A 20,933-nucleotide genomic window follows, 5' to 3' on the forward strand; every position below is an offset into this window, starting at 1 on the left:
TTTTCATCCAGTAAGATTTAAAAATGCTTCCATCCCTGAGCTTGAAGCTCCACTACGTTTTGACTTCTTGTGACAAAAGTTCTACCCTTTTCCTTGGATTGCATGTAGCCAATGGTATGAATATCCGCATGGTTTTTAATCTTTTCAAAATCGTCCTGACCTATAGTGAATAGTAATTCATAGTCTTCACCGCCATTTAAAGCGCATGAATTAGGATCAATACTAAACTCCGCCGCTGTTTCAAAAGATTGTTTCTCTATCGGAATTTTATCTTCATAAATGGCTACTCCAAGTCCTGATTGCTTACATAAATGAAAAGCTTCAGAAGCCAAGCCATCTGAAACATCAATCATCGATGTTGGCATAATTCCTAAATCTTTGAACTCATGAATGATATCCATTCTAGCCTTTGGCTTTAATTGACGACCTACTACATAATCATATTTATCTATCTTAGGTTGCATATCTGGGTTTGCGACAAATTCAGCTTTCTCCCTCTCTAAAATCTGTAGCCCTACAAAAGCTCCTCCCAGATCTCCAGTTACGCATAAGATGTCACTTTCCATCGCCCCATTTCTATAAACGATCTTATCTCTGTCAACTTCACCCAATGCCGTTACCGCTATAACTAAACCCGAAGCTGAAGAAGTTGTGTCTCCACCCACCAAGTCAACTTTATATTCATCACAAGCGGACTTAATCCCTTCATAAATCGCTTCGACTGCCTCTACAGAAAATCGGTTACTCAATCCAAGTCCAACTGTTATTTGAGTGGGTATTCCATTCATGGCTGCTATATCTGAGATATTCACAGCCACAGCTTTATACCCTAAATGCTGGAGAGGCATATATGATAGGTCGAAATGCACTCCTTCCAAAAGTATATCTGTGGTGGTTAGCAAGTACCTATCTCCTAAGTCATAAACTGCGGTATCGTCTCCGATACCTTTGACCGTTTTTTCATTCTTCGGATCAAAATTTTCAGCAATTCTATCTATTAGGCCAAATTCCCCTAGTTCTCCTATTTCTGTTCGCTTTTCTTCTGACATATTATTTATTTATTAACCGCTGAGAGAATTGAGTTTTCACAAAGAGCTCCGAGTACTCCGTGAATATCCTCTGCTTTCTCTGCGGTTAAAGCTCTTATTTTATTTCTTGACACAACTCTACCAAAACCCCATTAGCTGATTTTGGATGAACAAAACATACTAATTTATTGTCAGCTCCTTTAAATACTTCTGGTCTGGTAAACTGAAAACCCTCAGCCTGCAAACGCTCTAACTCAAAATGGATATCCTCCACCTCAAAGGCTATATGGTGAATGCCTTCTCCTCTTTTTTCTATGAATTTAGCAATAGCGCTATCTTCATCCGTAGCACTTAAAAATTCAATTTTCGTCTGACCAATTTTAAAGAAAGATGTATCTACTTGCTCGGTTTCAACGGACTCCATTTTATAAGGAGCCTCACCAAAAAGCTTGGTATAAATCTCATTTACACCATTCAGGTCCTTTACTGCTATGCCAATATGCTCAACGTTTTTCCACATTTGATTATCTATCTATGAATTTTAAATCAGGCTTGTTGGCACAAATTCAATGCAACGAAAACAAATTGTCTCAATGATTGAGTTAAGCTCCAAGCTCAATTATTATTAAGTTTGCAAAAATGCAGGAACTTTCAGTCGATCTGAAAAGTTTACTGATATATTGAAAGGAAATGGAGCTACGATCAGACATTCATGTAGAATCTGCAAAGATTCAAAACGAGATAAAGAACTTTCTAGGCTTACGAAGCGATGAAGTCATCTTTGAATTTTCAAATAATGATGGGAAAGTTAGGCTCGACTTGATCACAATCAACCCGCGTCATAACCAATCGTTTCTTTTCAAGGCTATTACAGGCTTTGATAAGACTGATGTTTTGCACAAGATGCTTGATTATGTGCGAACACATAAAGACAAAGAAGGCTCCTTTACCATCCAATGGATGATGAAGGGAATGAATGAATTGCAGACCTCCTATTTCCGAGCAAAAAACATGTATGATGCGATGGATAAGCTATACTATGGCAGAGACATGAATAACCTGACCGTGTTTAGTATTGTATTAAATCCAGTAGCCTGATGATAAACGTAACAGACAAAGCAAGAGAAGAAATCGTCACCCTATTGTCCGGTGAAGGGAAATCATTAGAGCACAATATTAGAGTTTCTGTAAAAGGGGGCGGGTGCTCAGGCTTAATGTATGACCTCTCTTTCGATCCTGAAATACAGGACGCAGATCAGGTGTTTGAAGATAAAGGGGTAAAGATTCTTGTGGATAAGAAAAGCCTTCTTTACTTATTAGGCACTACACTTGATTTCTCTGACGGACTAAATGGCAAAGGATTCCAGTTTGTCAATCCTAACGCATCCAGAACTTGCGGATGCGGCGAGAGCTTCTCAGTTTAAAATCTATGATTCTTTAGTCATTTAACAACCAAATAATCTTCATATCGTAAAAGTTGTATATACAACTAAATGAACTACCCTCTATTAGATACTACAGATCCCACTACCTGCATTTCAGGAAAAATGGGTCGTATAAGTAGGATTACTTCCAGTATTTTCAGAAAACATATCAAACCTTATGGTCTATCTACCAGTCAGATGAGCTTGTTATTTCTATTATCCAAAAGGGATAATCTTAACCAGAAAGAGATCTGTGATATTCTATACATGGAAAAATCCACTCTTAATCGGAATCTTAGACGGCTTTTTGAAAAGAGCTACGCAACGAAAGTTGATTTCCCTGAAATCAACATTACCAATGAAGGCAAAGCCTTGCTCGAGAGAGCTATTCCATCTTGGAATGAGGCTATGAAGGAAATACGTTCACTGCTAAATGAGGATGGCGAGGAAGCTGTTAGCTCAATTTTAACCAAACTTAAAAACACTACACTATGATACTGCAATTCGGATACTTCGGATTAATGGTGATGATAAACCTTATCCTTGCCTATTTTGGATTTACTGCTATTGATCGGTCATTTGCTCCTGAAAAATCTAAAAAAAAGAAGTTCATTCTAATCCTGGGGCTCATTATTTGGCAAGTATACATCTATACCATTACTACCTCTGGATTTATTCAGACTTTCGAATTCCCTCCCAGATTTGCCTTAACAATGATCTTTCCTGCATTCATTTTTACAGGAGTTTTCGTTTACCGGAATAGGAATAATGATTGGACTACTCATATCCCATCATCTTGGCTTTTCTTTTTTCAGTCTTTTCGAATTCTGGTGGAGGTACTATTTGTGATGTCTGTTACTGAAGGCATTCTACATAAAGAAGCTTCCATCGAAGGTTATAATTTTGACATGGCTTATGCATTCACGGTTCCTATAGTAGGGTACATTGTCTTCTTTAGAAAAAAGCTGAGCATGAAAGTTATCAGGATATGGAATTATCTCGGTTTGCTTGTTTTGGCGACCGTAATTTTTGTTTTTATGACCACTATCTATCTACCCGAAATATATGGTGCTACACAAACACTCATGCCAATAGAAGGATTAACTTATCCATATGTACTTGTTGCGGGATTCTTAATGCCTTGTGCAGTATTTGTGCATGTACTATCTATTGCTCAGCTGAATAGAATTTTGAAGAGTTAGAAATCGAATCCAAAAAAGGTAACCAGAACAGTCATTACAAATATGGTAGCCAACAGTATGGGCACCAGATATGGTAATGCAATGCTGAGGTATTTCTTAACAAACGATTTCTCGTAGTTTGGCGCTCCAATAGATATCTCAGCATCAATATTCTCTTTTTTCCATATGTGGGCAGCAAAGAAGACAATCAAGCACCCACCTAATGGCAGGAATGAATCATTGGCCATGTTGACTACAAAGCTGAGAAAGTTTGTTTTCGTCTCCGCATTGAAATATTGAATAAATTCAGTGAAATACGTTGAGTATCCATTTCCAATCAATGATGGGATTCCAATAACGTATACAACCCCTGCCATCAGCCACGCAGCATTTTTACGTTTAAACTTATGCTCATCTACTAAATATGAAACTGGAACTTCAAGAAGTGAAACGGTTGATGTTAAAGCAGCGAAACAGAGTAATGCAAAGAATGAAGCGCCTAGTATTGAGCCAGTGACTCCTCCAATACTTCCGAATATCTGAGGCAATGTAACAAAAATCAATTCCGGACCTCCACCTACGCCAGTAAGCTCCCCATTGCTAATGAAACCTATGAAAGGAAATATCATTAGTCCCGCAATGAATGCGATACCAACATCTGCCAGTGTAATCAGCGCTGCAGACGATACAATGTTATCATTCTTTCCAACATAACTCCCATAGGTAATCAAGGCTCCCATCCCTAGAGAAAGCGAAAAGAATGCTTGCCCCATCGCATTAAAAACAACATTGAAGGAGAATTTAGAAAAGTCCGGGAGGAGATAAAATTTCAAACCAGCCATTGCATTCGGTAAAAACAATGAATAAACAACCAGTCCTATGATCATGATGATCAATGTTGGAAGCAGAATTTTGGCTGCTTTTTCAATACCCCCTGCAATCCCTTTTGAAACGATGAACGCTGTGGCCACCATAAAGAGCAAACCATAGGTACCTACTGTAAAAACATTTGACGTAAACTCAGTGAAATTGTCTGCTACTGAAAAGTTGCCAGACCCTAGTTGGAAGGTATAGCCAAAAGCCCATCCTGCGATTACATTATAGAATGAAAGAATAAGTACCCCACTGAGTACACCTAATTTTCCAATAAAATTCCACTTCTTATGACCAAGCGCGTTGAATGCACCTACTGCATTTCTACCTGACTTTCTTCCGATCGCGATCTCAGTAATCATCACTGGGAAGCAAAGAGCAAAGCAAAAAAACAGATAAACCAAAACGAAGATAGCACCTCCTCCAGCTCCTACCTCGTATGGGAATCCCCAAATATTTCCTAATCCAACCGCAGAACCTGCTGCCGCTGCTATAAAACCTGCTTTGCTTGAGAAACCACCTCTAGTTGCCATTGTGCTTCATTGATGAATTGAGCAATTTAATGCCAGGAGTCGATTCAAAGTATTTAAATGAGCAAGTATTTTGCCTATTTCTAGCTGTTCAACTCTGAGTTATTCTATTTTTATAGCATGAAAAAATGGTCTTCAGATAGATTACTTAGCATAGTTGCCATAATTGCATCTCTAGGAACATTGTTTACAATTGTCTATCAAACAGATCTTATCCGAAAGCAACAATACGCCTCAGTACTTCCATATTTAGAAATGTGGAATTCAAATACAGGTCATCGAGGAGAATCTTACAAGTATATTCTAAAGAATAATGGAATTGGACCTGCATTTATTAAAGACGTTAAAATTCACTACGAAGATTCGGTCTATGTGGGCGATCCTGCAAGTTTTACTTTCCTTGTAATCAAGCCGAAAGATTCAATAAAAAATTATTTTTATTCAAATATTAAAAAAGGCACTCTTATTCCCGCAGGTGAAAAAGTAGAACTCATTGGTGTCTCGAAAGACACAATTAATGCCCCTATTCTTAAAAAGTGGTTCTCCAATCAAGATATTGTTCAAGTAGAAATTGTTTACGAGTCGGTATATGGAGAACGATGGAGCGCTCTCGGATTAGCAAACGAGCCAAAGAAGCTAGAATAACTCATACCTTGATTTGTTTAATGCTTAACAGCATTAAAGTGTTAATCACTTCTTTTTATCAAGTCGCATCTTGACTCAAGAACTTTGCATGATCATGATAGACAGCAATCGGAGTTTTAAGTTTTGTAATGTTGGATGATAAGTAGTCTAAAAAATCATCTTTATTCAAGTCCATCAAGTCTCCGATTGTAAACTCTAAATCTTGTCGTACTAAATCCTTCTCAGAAACATTCAATTTTTTAGCTAGATCAGCGAGCATGAGTTGATTCAAATCATTTCTTTGAATATCCAGCTCTCTAGTCACAACTTGTTTCAACGACTTGAGATAGAGCAATCTTTCACGCTGATCGATATCACGTGAATCGTAAATGAAAAGAATTTCGTCTTTAGAAACCTTCATACAACATAAAGCAATATGAAGACGAATTGTTTGCTAGTAAGCTCGAACCTCTATGCCTTTCATGTAGTTCACAAAAGACCTATTCACAACTCTATTCCCTCCAAGTGTCGGGTAATCTCCTGTAAAGTACCAGTCTCCTAAATGATTGGGACATGCTTTGTGTAGGTTATCTACAGTCTGGTAAACAACCTCCACCTCTGCATTCATTCCATCTGGCTTCACTATTTCAGTAATCTTATCTGAAATTTGCTCATAGGTAAAAAGCTCATAAAGTTCATTGACATGATTCTTTGGATTTTCATCTGCTTGACTAGCCAAGCACTTATCAAAGACTTCATCCAACATATCTTCTTTGTTGTGATCCTTAAGCAAAGCCAATACCGCTCTAAAAGCAAGAAAGTCCTTCATTTTACTCATATCTATTCCATAACAATCCGGGAATCTAATCTGAGGTGCGGAGGAAACTATTACAATTTTCTTAGGCTCAAGTCTATCTAAAAGCGTCAGGATACTTTTCTCTAATGTAGTACCTCGAACAATACTATCATCAATGATAACCAAGGTATCTGTTTTCTTATTGATTACTTCATACGTCGTATCATATACGTGAGATACTAGTTCATCACGACTACTGTCATCCGTTATAAAAGTCCTGAGTTTAGCATCCTTTAGCACTAGCTTTTCAATTCGAGGATGAAAATTTAGCATCTCCTCAATTGAATCTGCAGATGGTTTTCCCTCAAGAATCACTTCTTTTCTCTTGGCAATTAAGTAATTCTCTACACCCCGCATCAATCCCAAAAATGAGGTTTCCGCAGTGTTGGGTATGTATGAAAAAACGGTGTTCCGAAGATCGAAGTTTATTGCTTTTAGTACTTGAGGGACAAGTAGTTCACCTAAAGTCCTTCGTTCATTGTAAATATCTGGATCCGTACCTCTCGAGAAGTAGATTCGTTCGAAACTGCAAGACTTTCGCTCTATTGGTTCTATGAATTGTAATTGTTCATACTCCCCATCTTTGGAGATGATCAACGCATGTCCCGGTTTAATCTCTTGGATATCTGAATACTCACACCCAAAAGCCGTCTTGATTGCTTGTTTCTCAGATGTAACAACCACCACTTCGTCATCAGCATAAAAATAGGCTGGTCGAATACCAGCTGGGTCTCTCGCTACAAACGAAGCTCCATAACCAATGATACCAGCCATGGCATAACCTCCGTCAAAATCTCTACACGAACGATGTAGTACTCGTTGAAGATCTATTTCTTCTTCTATTTTATAGGTGATATCTTCATTGGAAAAGTCATCCTTATATTTATCAAATATTCGTTGATTTTCTTCATCAAGGAAGTGACCAATTTTCTCCATCACGGTCACGGTATCCACTTTGTCTTTCGGAAACTGACCCAGCCCAACAAGAATATCAAATAGTTCTTCAACATTCGTCATATTGAAGTTTCCTGCCATCACCAGGTTACGGCTTCTCCAGTTATTCTGTCTCAGGAAAGGATGACAATTCTCGATACTGTTTTTCCCGTGTGTCCCATATCTAAGATGACCAAGCCAAGACTCTCCTGTAAAAGCATAATTTTCTTTTAGCCATTCAGCATCTGTGACTTCACCTCGTGGATCTTTTTTTGCCTTGAGATACTTTTTGCTAATCTTACCAAAAATCTCTTCAATTGGATTTGATCCTATTGTTCTATATCTGGATACATATCTATGCCCGGGAGGTAAATCAATCTTTATACTCGCAACTCCTACTCCATCCTGTCCGCGATTACTTTGCTTCTTCATTAGCAAATACATCTTCTTGGCTGCATAAGCAGGCGTGCCGTATTTGTCAATATAATATTGGAGGGGTTTCCGTAGACGGAGGTGGGCTATGCCACATTCGTGTTTTATTGGGTCACTCATGGACGTTATTAAGCAATTGTTGCATTACTATTACCAGCTTCGGTGCAAAGAACAACAATAACAGGGCAATTGAAAAAAGAGTTGCGACTATTTTCGTTGAGAAACTGAAATTGATAGATTTATCTCGGCCTCTTGTCACGAGGAAGATGTTCCTGGAAATTTGAAGGTAGTAAAATAATGAACCTACTGTTGCAAGGATAGCCACTACTAAATACCATAAAATCAGATTGGAACTATGGATAAGATAAAATTCCCAAAGGGCACTGAAAAGAAAAAACTTAGCGGTGAAACCTGCTAGTGGGGGAATTCCTACCAGAGAGATCAGTGCCACTGTAAAACAGACTCCTAACCAAACTGATTCTGATGCTTTGCTGTAGTCTTCAATATTTTCAATTTGCTTTCTCTCATAACTGTCCAATAGATAGAAGACAATTAGATTCATGAGGGCATAAGTAACCGCATACCACCAAAAAGCTTCTTGAGAAGTGGTTGTATCCATCAACGCAAATGGAAGTAAAAAACCAGAATGCGCAATAGCTCCAAAACTGATCATTCGACGTGCATTGGTTTGACGAAATGCACCCAGAGTACCCGCTATAACAGTAAAAATTCCTAAAATTAGAACAGTATTGAATATCCAATGATCAACGTTAAATATACCCGTTGCGAAAATTCTTTGCATCAGTACCAATGCTGCTAATTTTGGTACAATCGACATAAATGCGGTAGCATCTGCAGGGGCATATTGATAAGTGCCTGGAACCCATAGATGTGCTGGCATAATGGAAATCTTGAAGAAGATCCCAATGAGTAGCATTAATACACCTACTTGAGCTAATGTCTGAGAAAATAAGGTCGGGCTCCACTCAGAAATTGCAAACGTTCCTGTTAATCCATAAATCAACCCTAGGCCAAACAACATGACCGCTGAAGTCATAGCTCCAAAGAGTAAATATTTTATACCAGCTTCAAATCCCTTTTTTTTGAAAGAAAAGTTCGTGAGTATGTATGAAGAAAGTGATACCAGCTCTATAGCAACGTAAATAATGAGCAGGCTATTGGCCTTCATGATAAATAGACTCCCAACTAGCATAGCTAGAATAAAGAAGTAAAATTCAGGTGCATGTGTCTTTTCTCTTTTGAAGACAAGAACCAACAACGAAACAAGTAAAAAAAGTGAGCCGAAATAAATAGAAGATGGGGATATGAATATTCCATTCATCATTCGTTCTCCTCCCAAATCATTATCCATATTAAAATACAACGCCAACACTATGCTTATAGCAAAACCGCCCTTCATCAATAATTTACTTGGTTTGACCAAGCCCATTAGCAGAATAAAGATCGATCCTATGATTAGCGTACTTTCCGTCCAGGTACCTTGGAGGTCTTTCAGTATCCCAACAAGTTGTTGATTGAAACTCATGGCTGCACCTTGCTAATTTGCTCAATAAAGAAATTGATTGTTTCATTGGAGTAATCCAATATCAATCTTGGAAAAATTCCCAAAAGAACAACCAAAACTGTAAGTGGAATTAGCATTAATTTTTCTCTGGAAGTCAGGTCTAACATATGAGGCTCCCAGCTCCTCTCTTTCACGAAATATTTTCCATAGAACATTCTCTGGATAGTCCATAAGAAATAAGCTGCTGAGATGGCAATACCAAGTGTAGCTAAAATTCCAATCCAAAGTGAAAGTTGAGAACTTCCAAAAGCGCCCATGAGCACCATCAATTCACCAACAAATCCTGAAAGACCCGGAAACCCTAAGCCTGCGAAGAAAAAGATCGCGGTGAAAAAGGTGTATACTGGCATTTTACTAGCTAGCCCACTAAAACTCTCCATCTGTCTATTTCCAGTACGATCATAGACTACTCCTGCAATTAGAAACAGTGCTGGTGAGATCAATCCATGTGACACCATATGAAAAAGTGAACCTGAAAATCCTGCCGCTGTAAGTGAAGCTAAACCAACGAGAACAAAGCCCATATGAGAAACAGAGGAGTAAGCAACCATTCTCTTTAAATCTCTTTGAGCTAATGCATTAAATCCACCATAAAGAATAGATAAAACTCCTACAACGGCCACTAAAGAAGCATAATCAAGTGCTGCATCCGGGAATATTCCGTAGGCAATTCTCAACAAGCCATAGGCACCTACTTTTAACAATAATCCAGCTAAGACAACTGAAATGGGTGTGGGGGCTTCTACATGTGCGTCTGGCAGCCAAGTGTGAAATGGTACAGCCGGGAGTTTAATACCAAACCCAATGATTAAGGATAAGAACGCCAAAACCCGGGCTGAATAGCCAAAGATCATCTGAGGAGAACCAGGATCTAGTACAGATCCTGACTTATAACTTCCATCCATCATTTGCACCAGGCTAAAAGTGTTAGAATCGCCATCTATTACACTCATATATAAGCCTATCATCACTATCAAGATAAATAGTGAACCCAATAATGTGTAAAGGAAAAACTTTATGGAAGCATAAGACCTTCGCTTGCCCCCCCATATGCCAATAAGGAAGAACATTGGAAGCAACATAAATTCGAAACACAGGTAAAACAAGAAAAAGTCGAGCGCAATAAAGCACCCTATTATGCTTGAACTCAAAATCAGGTAGAGAATAAAATATCCTTTTGCTTTCTCTTGTATACTCCAGGAAGAAATGACTCCCACTAAAAGAACAAAAGATGACAGCATTACTAACGGAAGGCTAATTCCATCCACTCCTAAAAAATACTGAATGCTTATTGAGCCTAGAGAGCCAAAGGACATATTTATCCATTCAGTTTGCTCTACGAATTGAAATGCAGAAGACCAGCTATCTGGAACCAGGCTCTGATCGAATCTAACCATCAATAGGACTGATAGTACAGTCTGAACTACAGTAGTCGCTAAGGCGAGTCGCCTAAACACCTTCCAATTCTCGGCAGGAATGAAAAGCATCACTAAAGCAATCAGTATTGGAAGAAGGAATATGTAGGTTAATGTGTTTTGCATGCTGTGCTAAAAAAACAGTATCCAGCTTAAAATCAAAATAAGACCAAGAATCAAAAGTGCTAATTGTGACTGTAAATCTCTGGAGCTAAGATTAGCCAATAGCCTACCAATCAATCTAGAAAGATATCCGATTAAATTGACCGGTCCATCAATTAAAAAGCGATCTATCAGTGATATTATTTTTGACAATACAACTCCTCCAATCCCAACTAAATGAACAATTCTATCCAATACTTTCTGATCTATGACAAATGCATAAGTTGAAATTCGTTCCATTGCCTTTCCAAAAACATGATATAAAGAAATGAGGTAGAATCCTTCTATGGCTGCTCTGAATCGATTTTGATCTAATGACAAGTAGTTCTTATTGTAATTTGATCCTGACTTAAAAAATGAATAGGCCAATACAAGGCCAGCTAAAGTCATAAGCAAGGACAAAAACATGACCTTTTGAGAAATAAAATCAGATTTGACAGAATTGCCTCCACCAAAAATATTTGTTAGCCATGAAGTATGAGCAAGTGGGTTCAGGTTAAATATGAACCAAAGAGATCCTATGGCAAGCAATATCAACGGTAGTGTAATATTTAACTTTTCACTAAATAGCTTCACTGATTGTCCTAATCTACTTTCTCCCCAAAAAATAAGAAGTAGCATTCTGCCGACGTACATAGCTGTCAAAAAAGCTGTTATCAAAGCAATGTCAGGAACTAAGTAAGCCCATGTGCCCGTTTGCTCAGCCCATCCCCATGCAGCTATTATTATTCCCTCTTTTGACATAAAACCACTGAACAGCGGAATGCCTACAAGCGCTAATGAACAAATCAAAAATGTTCTATATGTCCAAGGTAAAACTGATCTCAACCCTCCCATATTTTTCATATTCTGAGCATCTAGTTTTGTAGCATGATGCATGAAATGAATAATACTGCCGGCACCTAAAAACAACCCGGCTTTAAAAAAAGCATGCGTAAATAGATGAAACATAGAAGCTTCCTCTCCTCCTACTCCAATTCCCAATACCATATATCCCAGTTGCGAAATGGTGGAATATGCCAGAACCTTTTTGATGTCATGCTGAAACAACGCACAAATACCTCCATAAAGAGCGGTAAATGATCCTATCAAAGCTATGACCGTCAAGGCTTGAATATGTAAGAACGGGGCTACTCTATACAGAAGATAAACACCTGCCGCCACCATAGTAGCCGCATGGATTAGTGCCGAGACTGGTGTTGGTCCCACCATAGCTTTCGTCAACCAGCCTGAGAATGGAAACTGAGCTGATTTCCCAAAAGCCCCAATAGTTATCAGGATTGAGGGTAGAAATAGCCATGAATCATTAAAATAAGATATGGTAAGGGATCCTGAAGAATTCAATATTAGTATACCTGCTAGCAGCGCAACATCAGCTATTCTATTCACCATGAAAGCTAGCCTTGCTGATGAAGGAATTCCTTCGCTTTTATACCAAAATCCAATAAGTAGGTAGGAAGCTAACCCTACCAATTCCCAGAACACAAACAGTAGAATTAAATGATCCGCGATTAGTAAACCAATCATTGAGAAAGTGAAAAATCCAAGCTTCGCAAAATATCTATTCTGGCCTCTTTCTTTCTTCATGTATTCCATCGAAAATACATGGACTAATGTGGATACTAGAGTCACTAAAGCTATCAAAGTAATGGAGGCGTTATCAATTAAGATACTCATCTTCATACTTGGTAACCACTCAAAAGTGACAGCATAATTGAATTTAGTAATTGCGAGGTAAAGTGATGTAAAAAACGAAACGGATACTCCAGAAATAGAAAAGAGTTTTGTTTGCTTTTCAAATAGGAAGGCAAGTAATCCTCCTGCTAAAGGAAGAAATAGAATGATTATGATGAATAGTGCCTCCATTAGTTGCCTACCTCCGTTAGCTCATCCAAATTGGACACTTTGGATTTTCGATAAATATTTAGAAGAATGGCTAAAGCAATTGACACCTCACAAACTGTCAATACTATGGCAAATATGGCAAATACTTGGCCTCTCAAACTTCCATCAAATTGCGAAAAAGAGGCTAATACAATATTGGCTCCATTTAGCATCAATTCAATTCCGATGAGAACGAAAATAGCATTACGTTTTGTGATGGTAACGAATACACCCGCGCTAAATATGAATGCTGCGAGATACAAGTAATATGTTAGCATTGTTTCATTCATCAGTAGCAGCTTTAGCCAAGTAGGCAGCTCCTATCAAAGCAACCAATAATACAAAAGCGATTAGTTCAAAAGCTACAATATGCTCTGTCAAAAAGGAGACTCCTATCTTTTTAACTTGGTCTTGTTTCAAATTTTCACTGACAGTGAAAGAAGTATTAGAAATAAAGAATACCAAGCTTCCAAAAAGGATAAGTGATATCATAGCTCCCAGAAGTTGATTTCTAGAGCCAGAAAGCACCTTTTCCCCTCTTAAACGATTCGTCATCATCACACCAAAAGCAAGTAAAATCACAACCCCTCCTGCATACAACATAATTTGTACTACCGCCAGAAGTTCTGACATGAGTATTACATATATGCCAGCAATACCTACTAATGAAAGGCAAAGTGCATATGCTGCATGAATAATGTTCTTTGTAGCCAAAATCACCCCTACTCCGAGTAGAACAACTAACACTAAGAAGATTTGAATAGTAATGATCATTTCTTCTTTGGAATACGAGGTTTGAAAACTGGTTTTGCTGCAGGTTTTTTCGAGACGTCTGCTTCCTTCTTGATTTCAGGTAACTCAGGCTTAGCCTTCAACTTTGTTACTTGATGCTCTTCAAATTCCTTCTTCTTCTCAGCTATTTCACGATCATTCATTTTACTAAATGAGAAGTTGTGATCTAGAATATCTGTGGTACTAAAATCAAATTCTTTTGTCATTGTGAGGCACTCTGTAGGACAGACTACTGTGCATAGTCCGCAGAAACAACACTTTGACATATCTATATCAAATCTGGCTGCATGTATTCTTAAGGGTGTTCCATCTGAGGTCTGTCCGAAAACTTCCGGAGATCTCACTGGCTCAATATCAATGCAATCAACGGGACATATTTTGGCACATTTGTCACAAACTATGCAATCGTCAATTTCATTATGCAATTGATACCTTCCATGGTCAGGAATAGGTATGCTTTCTTTGGGGTACTGTACTGTGAATGTGCCATTGGCCTTTTCAAAATAATTTTCTTCTGCTACCCACTCTTTTTTACGACTTCTTCTTGCTTGAAAAAAGTACTTGATGGACAAAAACATCCCTTTCCATGTAGTTTTTGCTGATGATGATATGTTACGGAAATAGCCCATTGTTTACCCTATGATCCAAAGTTTCCACATAGCACAAATGAATAACATCAAAATGGATATAGGTGTTAAATATTTCCATGACAGGCTCATGAGTTGATCGACTCTCAATCGAGGAAGCGTCCACCTTATCCACATTTGGATGAAAATCAATAGCATTGACTTAGAAAGCAACCAAAAAGATCCCCAAATAGGTCCTTCTGCAAAATTTGATATTAGAGAGCTCCATCCTCCTAAAAAAAGAACTGTACCCAGAATTGATAACAGTAGCATCATTCCGTATTCTGAAAGCATGAACATGCCCCACCTGAAACCCGAATACTCTGTATGATAACCTCCTATTAATTCTGATTCTGACTCAGGAAGATCAAAAGGCGTTCTGTTTGATTCTGCTAATCCGGAAATGAAAAATATGATAAACGGAACGATCAATACCGGATGCCGAACAAGATTCCATGATAGAATACCTGAATCAGATTGAAGCACACTCATTTCATTTAGATTGAGTGTGCCTGAAATAATGACGACACATAGAACACTCAAACCTAAAGGCACTTCGTATGAAACAATTTGTGCGATAGAACGCATAGCGCCATATAAGCTATACTTATTATTAGAGGCCCAACCGGCCATTAAGATTCCCAATACATCTAAAGAAACAATCGCTAGAAGGAAGAAGACACCACTTGTGATGTTTGAACCTATCAGTTCTTCATTTATTGGTAATACAGAGAAGCCCGTGAAAACTGCAGAAAATACAATAATTGGAGCTATGAGAAATGGAATCAAGTCAACGGCATTGGCACGTATATCTTCTTTTTGAAGCATCTTCAGCAGGTCAGCTATAGTTTGCAGTATCCCTTTTGGACCTACTTCCATTGGACCAAGCCTATTTTGAATAAACGCGGCAGTCTTTCGCTCTGCATATACAGCGAAAACCACGAAGATCAACAGAAAGGAGAGATAGAAGACGAATGAAATCACACTCGAATTTACGGCTCTTTATTGTTTAAGAAAACGTCTTGTAATCTTTTGTCCTTCAAGTTCGAAATGAATGAAGTAGAGACCTGATTCAAGAGATTCAACATTGACATTTTCGTCATAATCCAGTTGGACTAGAACTTTCCCTGACAAGTCACTAATTGATAAATATTTAACTCTATTCTTAAGCTCATTAGAAAGAGATACTGAAAGTATTTTCTGAACAGGATTGGGATAAACCTCCAACGACCTAAAATCATCTTCTGCACCTAAGACAATGAACTCATCTGACATAGTGCTGCATGCTCCGTTAGAGACTCTTACTGAATACAATCCATTTCCATCAGATGAGATAGTGCCAGATGTTTCTTCAAGTACAAGTTCTCCTTCGTAATACCATTCTACTGTTTGCCCTTCGGATAACAAGACTGAAAGTTCTCCATTTGACTTAGATATGATCGGCTTAGCAGGGTATTCATTTTCATACCCAATAGTGACTTCCATGGTCTCTTCACTATCTGAGGAATTCCTTACGATAACATTATATGTTCCAGGGGAAAGGTTTGAAATCACACTTGATTCACCATAGGTTTCACCGTCAATACTATACTCATATATTCCCTCTTTATTCACAGAGATAGACATGGATCCGTCTGCAATATCAGAGCATGAGGACTTTGTTACTTTGATATCAGAGATAAAGAAACCCGATTTTGAAAAAAAGTAATCATCTGATGTTATGCTGCACATTCCGTTTGAAACTTTTACTGAATAGTTGCCACTTTCATCAACAGAAATAGAATTAGAATTTACCTCAGGAATTAGAATTCCATTGATATACCATTCCACTGTTTGCTCCTCTATCAAATTAATAGACAGCTCTCCATTTGATTCTGATATAACTGGTTTGGATGGGTATTGATTTTCGTAACCTACGGTGACTTCCATGGTTTCTTCATGGTTCAATACATTTCTAACTACAATGTTATATGTGCCTGGTGAAAGATTCGAAACTATACTTGATTCGATAAATGTTTCACCATCGAGGCTATATTCAAATGCACCATACCCCTCTACAATAATTTCTATAGATCCATCTTCAATATCCGTACAAGTAGCATCTTTTACTTCAATATCTGAAATAGAAAAATTTGTATCAAAAGTTTCAATGGTGTAATTGTCAACAAATAAGGAATTCCCATTATCAGATGTCGTTTTCAACGCTATTTCAGCTACATCAACACTTTCATCCACTTCAAAAAAAATAGTCTCTGATTTCCATTGATTACTTGAAGGAAAAAAGAATACCTGATCTTCATTAGGTGCAGTAGCCAAATCTTGTCCCTCTTTTGACCACACGGACTGCCATTCTCCACAAGGATCCCGATAGACGACCTCTAGGCGATCTTCTGTATTATCATTTAAAGGTGCATATGCGTAATCAATGTTTAGCAAAAAACCTTTATCAACGGCAGAGTTCAATGGATCAATTACTAAATAATCTTCTTGGCCATTTTTCATAAAAACAAGTACTACATATGCTGATTTACTTCCATCTGATCCAACATTTGTTTGCTGCCAAGTATCAGTCCCACCACTAATCACAAGCTCTTGTAATGACTCTTCTTCAAAGGAACCGCTTAAAGTATTCACTTCTGAGGTAATCTCTCCTCTAACGGAGACTAATTCAGTGAAAGTCTTTGTATTCGCAATATCATTTTCGTCTTGAACAGTTAAGGAAACATCATAAGAACCGCTTGTTGTATAGACTACAGATGGATTAGCCTCAGTAGAAGTTGCCGGATCACCCCCTTCAAACGTCCAAGAATAAGAAACTGCATTTATTGAGTTATCTGAGAAGTTTATCAACTCACCTTCACATATTTCTGCATCTTCAACATCGAATGCAGCAAGTACATTATCCGTAAGTAAATAGTTTCTATCGTTTAGGTATGCAGAATTTATACGATTGTATTGCCCATTAGTAAAAAGATTTCTACAGGGTTTGGTTGAATAAGACATAATATTGGTAGGGTCTGGCCGAAAAGCATCTCCATTAGGATCAACTTCACTATCAGTATAATTACAATCACCGTCTACCTTTCCAGACACATTCGGGTCTGCTTCGGTATCACAAAGTTGATCGCCATTTGTATCACAATTAGATGGTGCTGGTGTACAATCTGGTTCTATGCATCCTACTGATTCTTCACCTGGCCGAATTACGACTTCATCAGTGGTGCCTGTGTTTGTTGTCCCATGGGTGTGATACAAGTAAAAAAAATGTCCTATCTCATGTGGAAGAGTGCTACCATTTGTAGTACATCCGTTATTCATAAGAATTACGTCTGGTCCTCCTGGGAAATATGCATAACCACAATAGAATGAACCCGCTCCATTACTTACTGAGTTTGCAAAATAAATATTTATCACACCATCGTAATTGTACTCAGAAGTAAGTTCTGACTCATCACCCGTCACAAAATCATAGTACTTATTATCATCAATGTATCTAATGTCCAGGTAGAAAAAAGACATGTTTGCATTGAGATAAAAACTATTAACATTATCTAAAGCATCTTGTAGTTCTTCTTCAGATAATCCACCAGTGCCATCATCCTGCCTTATAACATGTGCAATAATTGCAATTTCGCTAACCCCAGAAGCTGCTAAAGTCACTAAATCATTTGACTGTTCCAATTCAACAAGTTGGTTCAATCTCTGCTTTTGAGTTAATGAAGGCTCAGGAGTTCCACATGCTAGATTCTGTCCATATGCGAATCCTGAAAAAATGAATAAAATGAATAAGAATACTATCCTGGCAACCATCCTACATATATATTTTCAAGGTATAAATAATCTATTGTCAGCGAGCCAAATATTACATTTTTAAGTATAACGGTAGCTCTATATGGTCTTTTGTTTTTAGCTTTTTCAAGTTCCTCCTTACTCAATTTTAATTCTACAATGCCACTTGTTGCTACTTCTTCCAGCTCCTCTTTCGGCATATCTATCATCACATCATTACACAAAGAAGCGTCAACCTTTCCTGCGTATTTTTTTCGTTTTACTTCAACGATATCTGCCTTCCCTATAGCATAAGCCTGATCACTCTCTACATCAATGGATCTTGCATTGACAGCCACAGACACATACTCGGTATTATCTTCCGACAATTTATAGACGATGAAATTTCCACACCCAACACTACCACCAGTAAACTGATGAGACGATTTTGTACTTTTAGTGACTGAACAAGCACTTATAATGATAAATAAAGCTAAAAAAAGTATTTTATTCATAATTCAATTTAAGACAACTCATCCCATATCGGAATTCTCTCCAAATGTACTTCTTTACCGAAGAAAGTTTTTGTAGTCATCTCAAATGACTCAGTAAAATCGGATACCAGGAATTTATCCATTGATTTTTTCTCTCGATTCTTTAGTTGATGAAATTCAAGAAAAGATTTGAGAGCATTGGCTACTGTATTGGCAGAATCAATTATTTCAACTTCAGATTTATGAGAACTGTAATGATTTAAAATCTGGCTTTTGATGATTGGATAATGGGTACATCCAAGAATAAGCGATTTGATATCGTTCAAAATAGGATCTCCCAAATATTTTGCAATCACATTTCTACTTATCTCATCATCATAGATTCCTTCCTCTATCATAGGGACCAAAAGAGGAGTAGCTAGTGACCTAAATTTGATACTTTGATTAAGCTCTTGAATTTTTTTCTTATATACACCTGCCGAAACTGTTTGCTTCGTACCGATCAACCCAATGGTGTCATCTTGATGATTCTCTCGAATGAAATCTATCGTTGGGTTAATTACGTCAAACACCTTTGCTTTTTTGCCCACATATTCAATGACAAGATCATATGCCGCAGATGAGGCTGAATTGCACGCTATAAGAATAACCTTACATTTCTGAGTCAAAAGCATCTCAGCAATACGAACGGAATAGGCTTGAATTGCTGCCGTCGACTTATCTCCATATGGTAAGTGGGCTGTATCCCCAAAATAAATAATGGACTCATCAGGAAGCACCTCTTTTACTGCTTTGGCAACAGTGAGTCCCCCTATTCCACTATCAAAAATTCCAATTGGCTGATTCGATTTCATCCGTATTGCAAATAAAAATCCCGACGAATACACGTCGGGACTGCAAGTAAAGAGTTAAAATTTAATTGTACTTATCAAATTTAATCAATTCGTCATTGCAACCAAAAGGTCACTTTGCGTAATTATGTGAACATCATTGGCCTGATCTCTGACCAATAAAGCTTTTGTTTCCCTATTTAGCATTGAAGACATTACATCAATCGTTTCATGTGGTGATACAAACTGGAAAGATTTATCCATGACATCAGCAACGGGTTTATCTTTTAATTCTGGGTTTTCAATGAGGCTACTTAATATTCTACTGTCAGAAATACTTCCGACAAAGTTACTCCCGTCTACAATCGGAGCTTGATCTATTCCCTTTTGATTCATGGTCTTAATGGCCTCACCAACCTTTAATTTTTGATTAATGGTTACCAGTTCTGATGATCCATTTCTATGTTGAATAATGTCTTTGGCAGTTGCAAATTTCCGTTCTTCAAGAAAACCATGATCCTTCATCCAATCATCATTATAGACTTTACCAAGGTATCTTGTACCGTGATCTGGAAGAATGATAACCATCACATCATCTTCTTTCAAATTGCCTTTTGCAAACTCGAGCGCTCCAAATACAGCAGAGCCACATGACCAACCTATAAATAATCCTTCTTCTCTAGCCAATCTTCTGGTCATTATTGCAGCGTCCTTGTCAGTTACTTTCAGAATATGATCAACCATATCAAAGTCAACATTCTTAGGAAGAATATCTTCTCCGATTCCTTCCGTGAGATACGGATAGACTTCTTTTTCATCAAAAATTCCGGTTTCCTTATACTTTTTGAATACAGACCCGTAAGAATCTAAACCTATAGTCACTACATCAGGATTCTGTTCCTTCAAGTATTTAGAAGTACCACTGATAGTTCCTCCTGTACCCATACCAGCAGCATAATGTGTGATTTTTCCATCTGTATCTCTCCAAATTTCTGGCCCTGTTGTTTCGTAGTGAGATTCAGCATTCGCAGGGTGGTCGTATTGATTAGGGTAAAAAGAATTAGGTATATCCTTTTCTAATTGTCTTGCCACCGAATAATAAGATTTTGGATCTTCAGGCGTTACATTGGTTGGACATACAATTACCTCTGCTCCTACCGCCCTCAGAATGTCCATTTTCTCTTTGCTTTGTTTGTCAGCCAAAGTAAAAATGCACTTATACCCTTTGGAAATAGCCACCAAAGCAAGTCCCATTCCAGTATTTCCTGAAGTACCTTCGATAATAGTACCCCCAGGCTTCAAAATCCCTTTTTCCTCAGCATCTTCTATCATCTTTAGTGCTATTCTATCCTTAATAGAATTGCCTGGATTGAAATATTCAACCTTTACTAAAATGGTTCCTTTTATGCCTTTATTAACACTATTGAGTTTTAGAAGTGGGGTATTTCCGATTCCCTCCGTTAGATTATTGAGATAATTCATTTATCAGTTTTTGA

General features: G+C 37.8%; 21 protein-coding genes. 5 read left to right on the plus strand and 16 right to left on the minus strand.

What is annotated here, in order from left to right:
- Positions 1-17 precede the first annotated feature (17 nt).
- Both thiL and mce read right to left on the minus strand, forming a co-directional pair.
- The gene (thiL, locus tag ABJQ32_02640; GenBank protein ID MEP5288515.1) at positions 18-1,049 is read right to left on the minus strand and encodes a thiamine-phosphate kinase; all 1,032 of its coding nucleotides are present in this window, start codon (positions 1,047-1,049) and stop codon (positions 18-20) included.
- A gap of 94 nt (positions 1,050-1,143) precedes the next feature.
- Entirely contained in the window at positions 1,144-1,548 is a 405-nt protein-coding gene (mce, locus tag ABJQ32_02645; GenBank protein MEP5288516.1) for a methylmalonyl-CoA epimerase, read from the minus strand.
- A gap of 170 nt (positions 1,549-1,718) precedes the next feature.
- Here mce and ABJQ32_02650 point away from each other — a divergent pair, with 170 nt between their 5' ends.
- The 4 genes from ABJQ32_02650 to ABJQ32_02665 all read left to right on the plus strand — a co-directional run bounded on the left by ABJQ32_02650 (position 1,719) and on the right by ABJQ32_02665 (position 3,654).
- Positions 1,719-2,126 (plus strand): hypothetical protein, encoded by a 408-nt coding sequence (locus ABJQ32_02650; protein MEP5288517.1) that lies wholly within the window; start codon positions 1,719-1,721, stop codon positions 2,124-2,126.
- Positions 2,126-2,452, plus strand: coding sequence for an iron-sulfur cluster assembly accessory protein (locus ABJQ32_02655; protein MEP5288518.1), 327 nt, complete (start codon positions 2,126-2,128; stop codon positions 2,450-2,452). Before ABJQ32_02650 ends, ABJQ32_02655 begins: the two co-directional genes overlap by 1 nt.
- A gap of 69 nt (positions 2,453-2,521) precedes the next feature.
- Positions 2,522-2,947 carry a MarR family winged helix-turn-helix transcriptional regulator gene (locus tag ABJQ32_02660; protein ID MEP5288519.1) on the plus strand — a complete coding sequence of 142 codons (426 nt, stop codon included), beginning with the start codon at positions 2,522-2,524 and terminating at the stop codon, positions 2,945-2,947.
- Entirely contained in the window at positions 2,944-3,654 is a 711-nt protein-coding gene (locus ABJQ32_02665; GenBank protein MEP5288520.1) for a hypothetical protein, read from the plus strand. The genes ABJQ32_02660 and ABJQ32_02665 overlap by 4 nt, the downstream gene beginning before the upstream one ends.
- Here the strand turns inward: ABJQ32_02665 and ABJQ32_02670 are convergent.
- Complete coding sequence (locus ABJQ32_02670; GenBank protein MEP5288521.1) at positions 3,651-5,039, minus strand: sodium-dependent transporter; 1,389 nt, start codon at positions 5,037-5,039, stop codon at positions 3,651-3,653. The genes ABJQ32_02665 and ABJQ32_02670 overlap by 4 nt on opposite strands.
- Before the next feature lie 117 nt (positions 5,040-5,156).
- Here ABJQ32_02670 and ABJQ32_02675 point away from each other — a divergent pair, with 117 nt between their 5' ends.
- Positions 5,157-5,681: a hypothetical protein gene (locus ABJQ32_02675; protein ID MEP5288522.1), complete on the plus strand. Its 525-nt coding sequence runs from the start codon at positions 5,157-5,159 to the stop codon at positions 5,679-5,681.
- 58 nt (positions 5,682-5,739) lie between these two features.
- On the opposite strand, the gene ABJQ32_02680 is transcribed toward ABJQ32_02675, so the two are convergent.
- From ABJQ32_02680 to ABJQ32_02740, 13 genes are all read right to left on the minus strand, one after another.
- Entirely contained in the window at positions 5,740-6,081 is a 342-nt protein-coding gene (locus ABJQ32_02680) for a hypothetical protein (GenBank protein MEP5288523.1), read from the minus strand.
- A gap of 33 nt (positions 6,082-6,114) precedes the next feature.
- The gene (locus ABJQ32_02685) at positions 6,115-8,001 is read right to left on the minus strand and encodes a hypothetical protein (GenBank protein MEP5288524.1); all 1,887 of its coding nucleotides are present in this window, start codon (positions 7,999-8,001) and stop codon (positions 6,115-6,117) included.
- Positions 7,994-9,427, minus strand: coding sequence for an NADH-quinone oxidoreductase subunit N (locus tag ABJQ32_02690; protein ID MEP5288525.1), 1,434 nt, complete (start codon positions 9,425-9,427; stop codon positions 7,994-7,996). The genes ABJQ32_02685 and ABJQ32_02690 overlap by 8 nt, the downstream gene beginning before the upstream one ends.
- Positions 9,424-11,007 (minus strand): NADH-quinone oxidoreductase subunit M, encoded by a 1,584-nt coding sequence (locus ABJQ32_02695; protein ID MEP5288526.1) that lies wholly within the window; start codon positions 11,005-11,007, stop codon positions 9,424-9,426. Before ABJQ32_02695 ends, ABJQ32_02690 begins: the two co-directional genes overlap by 4 nt.
- A gap of 6 nt (positions 11,008-11,013) precedes the next feature.
- A complete protein-coding gene (locus ABJQ32_02700; GenBank protein MEP5288527.1) occupies positions 11,014-12,909 on the minus strand; it encodes an NADH-quinone oxidoreductase subunit L in 1,896 nt (631 codons plus the stop codon).
- The gene (nuoK, locus tag ABJQ32_02705; GenBank protein ID MEP5288528.1) at positions 12,909-13,217 is read right to left on the minus strand and encodes an NADH-quinone oxidoreductase subunit NuoK; all 309 of its coding nucleotides are present in this window, start codon (positions 13,215-13,217) and stop codon (positions 12,909-12,911) included. Before nuoK ends, ABJQ32_02700 begins: the two co-directional genes overlap by 1 nt.
- Entirely contained in the window at positions 13,210-13,701 is a 492-nt protein-coding gene (locus ABJQ32_02710) for an NADH-quinone oxidoreductase subunit J (protein MEP5288529.1), read from the minus strand. The genes nuoK and ABJQ32_02710 overlap by 8 nt, the downstream gene beginning before the upstream one ends.
- Positions 13,698-14,348 carry a 4Fe-4S dicluster domain-containing protein gene (locus ABJQ32_02715; GenBank protein MEP5288530.1) on the minus strand — a complete coding sequence of 217 codons (651 nt, stop codon included), beginning with the start codon at positions 14,346-14,348 and terminating at the stop codon, positions 13,698-13,700. Before ABJQ32_02715 ends, ABJQ32_02710 begins: the two co-directional genes overlap by 4 nt.
- A 3-nt stretch (positions 14,349-14,351) precedes the next feature.
- On the minus strand, positions 14,352-15,329 hold the full coding sequence (gene nuoH / locus ABJQ32_02720; protein ID MEP5288531.1) for an NADH-quinone oxidoreductase subunit NuoH: 978 nt from the start codon (positions 15,327-15,329) through the stop codon (positions 14,352-14,354).
- A gap of 18 nt (positions 15,330-15,347) precedes the next feature.
- Complete coding sequence (locus ABJQ32_02725; protein ID MEP5288532.1) at positions 15,348-18,155, minus strand: T9SS type A sorting domain-containing protein; 2,808 nt, start codon at positions 18,153-18,155, stop codon at positions 15,348-15,350.
- Entirely contained in the window at positions 18,140-18,628 is a 489-nt protein-coding gene (locus tag ABJQ32_02730; protein MEP5288533.1) for a hypothetical protein, read from the minus strand. Before ABJQ32_02730 ends, ABJQ32_02725 begins: the two co-directional genes overlap by 16 nt.
- An 8-nt stretch (positions 18,629-18,636) precedes the next feature.
- Positions 18,637-19,461 (minus strand): glutamate racemase, encoded by an 825-nt coding sequence (gene murI / locus ABJQ32_02735; GenBank protein ID MEP5288534.1) that lies wholly within the window; start codon positions 19,459-19,461, stop codon positions 18,637-18,639.
- Positions 19,462-19,545: 84 nt separating this feature from the next.
- Entirely contained in the window at positions 19,546-20,919 is a 1,374-nt protein-coding gene (locus ABJQ32_02740; protein MEP5288535.1) for a cystathionine beta-synthase, read from the minus strand.
- Between the last annotated feature and the right edge of the window lie 14 nt (positions 20,920-20,933).

The organism is Marinobacter alexandrii (assembly GCA_039984955.1).
In the GTDB taxonomy this organism is placed as follows: Bacteria; Bacteroidota; Bacteroidia; order Cytophagales; family Cyclobacteriaceae; genus Ekhidna.

Coding starts and splice junctions, on each gene's coding strand:
- thiL (MEP5288515.1), bottom strand. CDS start 1,049: ATGTCAGAAGAAAAGCGAACAGAAATAGGAGAACTAGGGGAATTTGGC.
- mce (MEP5288516.1), bottom strand. CDS start 1,548: ATGTGGAAAAACGTTGAGCATATTGGCATAGCAGTAAAGGACCTGAAT.
- ABJQ32_02650 (MEP5288517.1), top strand. CDS start 1,719: ATGGAGCTACGATCAGACATTCATGTAGAATCTGCAAAGATTCAAAAC.
- ABJQ32_02655 (MEP5288518.1), top strand. CDS start 2,126: ATGATAAACGTAACAGACAAAGCAAGAGAAGAAATCGTCACCCTATTG.
- ABJQ32_02660 (MEP5288519.1), top strand. CDS start 2,522: ATGAACTACCCTCTATTAGATACTACAGATCCCACTACCTGCATTTCA.
- ABJQ32_02665 (MEP5288520.1), top strand. CDS start 2,944: ATGATACTGCAATTCGGATACTTCGGATTAATGGTGATGATAAACCTT.
- ABJQ32_02670 (MEP5288521.1), bottom strand. CDS start 5,039: ATGGCAACTAGAGGTGGTTTCTCAAGCAAAGCAGGTTTTATAGCAGCG.
- ABJQ32_02675 (MEP5288522.1), top strand. CDS start 5,157: ATGAAAAAATGGTCTTCAGATAGATTACTTAGCATAGTTGCCATAATT.
- ABJQ32_02680 (MEP5288523.1), bottom strand. CDS start 6,081: ATGAAGGTTTCTAAAGACGAAATTCTTTTCATTTACGATTCACGTGAT.
- ABJQ32_02685 (MEP5288524.1), bottom strand. CDS start 8,001: ATGAGTGACCCAATAAAACACGAATGTGGCATAGCCCACCTCCGTCTA.
- ABJQ32_02690 (MEP5288525.1), bottom strand. CDS start 9,427: ATGAGTTTCAATCAACAACTTGTTGGGATACTGAAAGACCTCCAAGGT.
- ABJQ32_02695 (MEP5288526.1), bottom strand. CDS start 11,007: ATGCAAAACACATTAACCTACATATTCCTTCTTCCAATACTGATTGCT.
- ABJQ32_02700 (MEP5288527.1), bottom strand. CDS start 12,909: ATGGAGGCACTATTCATCATAATCATTCTATTTCTTCCTTTAGCAGGA.
- nuoK (MEP5288528.1), bottom strand. CDS start 13,217: ATGAATGAAACAATGCTAACATATTACTTGTATCTCGCAGCATTCATA.
- ABJQ32_02710 (MEP5288529.1), bottom strand. CDS start 13,701: ATGATCATTACTATTCAAATCTTCTTAGTGTTAGTTGTTCTACTCGGA.
- ABJQ32_02715 (MEP5288530.1), bottom strand. CDS start 14,348: ATGGGCTATTTCCGTAACATATCATCATCAGCAAAAACTACATGGAAA.
- ABJQ32_02725 (MEP5288532.1), bottom strand. CDS start 18,155: ATGGTTGCCAGGATAGTATTCTTATTCATTTTATTCATTTTTTCAGGA.
- ABJQ32_02730 (MEP5288533.1), bottom strand. CDS start 18,628: ATGAATAAAATACTTTTTTTAGCTTTATTTATCATTATAAGTGCTTGT.
- murI (MEP5288534.1), bottom strand. CDS start 19,461: ATGAAATCGAATCAGCCAATTGGAATTTTTGATAGTGGAATAGGGGGA.
- ABJQ32_02740 (MEP5288535.1), bottom strand. CDS start 20,919: ATGAATTATCTCAATAATCTAACGGAGGGAATCGGAAATACCCCACTT.